We start from the raw sequence: 2,599 nt of genomic DNA on the forward strand, positions 1-2,599 counted from the left end.
AAGCGCTTCATGGGGATGCATCAGATGGAGCTTTCATTGGTTCTGCGCAACAGTCTACTTTATCTGCGCTTGATTCTGATTATGATGCAAGCGGCACATTTGCAACAGTATTTACTGAAACGGGCATTTCGGTTTCTACTCAAGTAGGGGCACAGCAAGTGTTAGCTGGTATGGATGCACTTATTGCAGTAGTTGATAAAAAGCGTGCGGAGCTTGGTGCGGTGCAAAACCGTTTCCAATCAACAATTCGTAACCAATCGAATATTTCGGAAAACCTAAGCGCTGCGAAATCACGTATCAAAGATACTGACTTTGCTCAAGAAACAGCTAACTTAACTAAGATGCAAATCTTACAACAAGCAAGCCAAACAATCTTGAGCCAAGCTAACCAACGTCCTCAAGCGGCACTAAGTTTACTAGGTTAATAGTTGAGGAATTTGAGTCAAAACTTTGACTTAAAGAAAAGCGCCTTTGTCTAATGGGGTATTAACAAAGGCGCTAAGATAGGATTATAAAGCGGAGGCGCTCAAAATCCTGACAGTAGTGTTCTAACATTTGTAAGAACATAAAATATAAAGCACAGATTATGCCATAATTTGTGTTATTAAACCCACTCTTAAACTTATCTCTCTTAAGGCTCCTGCATGGAGCCTTTTTTCATTCTTTAGTGTTTAGTTAATAGTTGGCCTATTAATTGCTCTGTTTACTTCAAGTTAATTAACTAACAAGCAAAGTGGCAGTTTTTTGCCCCAGGCGACTTAGATTTGCCGCTGTAAGGGTCACTTTGTCAAATTCAATTTTTATAAGTGACTTTACTTTGACAGATAAGAAGAGAGTTTATTATGGCTTTATATGTAAATACTAATGTTAGTGCATTAAACGCACAAAGACAGTTGGATAGATCTGGTACTGATTTAGATACTTCGTTTAAGCGTCTTTCATCTGGCCTACGTATTAACAGTGCCGCAGATGATGCAGCTGGCTTACAAATTTCTGACCGTCTACAATCACAAATTTTAGGTTTGAATCAAGGTAATCGCAATGCGAACGATGGTATTTCACTTGCGCAAACTGCTGAAGGCGCCTTAGATGAAATTACTTCGACTTTTCAGCGTATTAGAACTTTATCGCAACAAGCTGCGAATGGTTCAAACACCGATGAAGATAGACTTGCAATTCAAGAAGAGATTCGTCAACTATCAGCTGAAGTGAACCGCATAGCATCTGATACGACATTTGGTGGACAGAACCTTTTAGATGGTTCATATGCTGCAAGTTTTCAGGTTGGCGCTGATGCTGTTCAAACAATAGGCTTTAGTATGAGAGATGTGGGTGGAACAGCTGCTGGCAACTCTCTCACGGCAAACGGTGGTTTTACACTGTCAGGTATCGCTGGCGTTGCATCAACGGTTTCAGGTAAGGCTTTACAAGGTAACGCATCTGATGGTGCTTTCATAGCAACTGAACAGCAAGCAACTTTATCAAGCCTTAACTCAGATTATGATGCGACAGGAACATTTGCGACTATTTTTACTGAAACAGGTATTTCAGTATCCTCTCAAGTAGGCGCTCAACGTGTTCTTGCCGGTATGGATGCACTGATTGCGGTAGTAGATAAAAAACGTGCTGAATTAGGTGCTGTGCAAAATCGTTTCCAATCGACTATTCGAAACCAAGCAAATATTTCAGAAAACTTATCAGCCGCTAAATCACGTATTAAAGACGCAGACTTTGCGGCAGAAACAGCGAATTTGACAAAAAATCAGATCCTTCAACAAGCAAGTCAAACAATCTTGGGCCAAGCAAATCAGCGACCTCAGGCTGCCTTAAGCTTGTTACAGGGGTAGAGTTTTAATAATTAGTTAAAAAATTTACAAATAAAGCTAAAGCTTTCGCTTTATCAGACGATAACAGATTTAGAGAACTATCAATCTAGGGCTCTAAGTCGGTTGAGTAACAGGGTAGGGGTATCCCGTTATTCATCTATAAAATGATAAAGCGGAGGCTAATATGGCTTTATACGTAAATACAAATGTGAGTTCATTGAACGCACAACGCCAGCTTATGAAATCTGGCAATTCTTTAGACACTTCATTTCAACGTTTATCTTCTGGTTTACGAATTAACAGTGCAAAAGATGACTCTGCAGGTATGCAGATCGCGAATCGGTTAACGGGCCAAGTAAATGGTTTAAATCAAGGTAACCGTAATGCAAACGATGCGATTTCTTTAGCACAAACAGCTGAGGGTGCACTAGACGAAGTAACATCAATGTTCCAACGTGTTCGTACACTCGCACAGCAAGCTGCAAATGGTTCGAATACTGATGAAGACCGTTTGGCAATCCAAGAAGAAATTCGTTCTCTTTCTGAAGAAGTGAATCGTGTAGCTGCTGATACAACCTTCGGTGGTCAAAATCTGCTTGATGGTAGCTATGAAGCTAGCTTCCAGGTTGGTGCAGATGCTGTACAAACGATTGGCTTCAGTATGAAAGAAGTTGGCGGTACTGCGACGGGTAACTCACTAACAGCAAATGGTGGTTTTACACTTTCAGGTTTAGCTGGGGCTGCGTCTACTGTTACAGGTAAAGCGCTTCATG

3 protein-coding genes are annotated in these 2,599 nt (G+C 40.8%); all 3 read left to right on the forward strand.

Going from position 1 to position 2,599, the window contains the following annotated elements; genetic code table 11:
• The coding region (locus tag IRQ78_RS20705) for a flagellin (RefSeq protein ID WP_267237914.1) at positions 1–425 on the forward strand (425 nt) is incomplete at its 5' end.
• Positions 426–842: 417 nt separating this feature from the next.
• A complete protein-coding gene (locus IRQ78_RS20335) occupies positions 843–1,847 on the forward strand; it encodes a flagellin N-terminal helical domain-containing protein (protein ID WP_194442976.1) in 1,005 nt (334 codons plus the stop codon).
• Between the two features lie 163 nt (positions 1,848–2,010).
• Positions 2,011–2,599, forward strand: a 589-nt coding sequence (locus IRQ78_RS20340; RefSeq protein ID WP_456107215.1) for a flagellin N-terminal helical domain-containing protein, incomplete at its 3' end; no start/stop codon positions are given.

The organism is Pseudoalteromonas simplex, assembly GCF_015278155.1.
Lineage (GTDB): Bacteria > Pseudomonadota > Gammaproteobacteria > Enterobacterales > Alteromonadaceae > Pseudoalteromonas > Pseudoalteromonas simplex.

Coding starts and splice junctions, on each gene's coding strand:
- IRQ78_RS20335 (WP_194442976.1), top strand. CDS start 843: ATGGCTTTATATGTAAATACTAATGTTAGTGCATTAAACGCACAAAGA.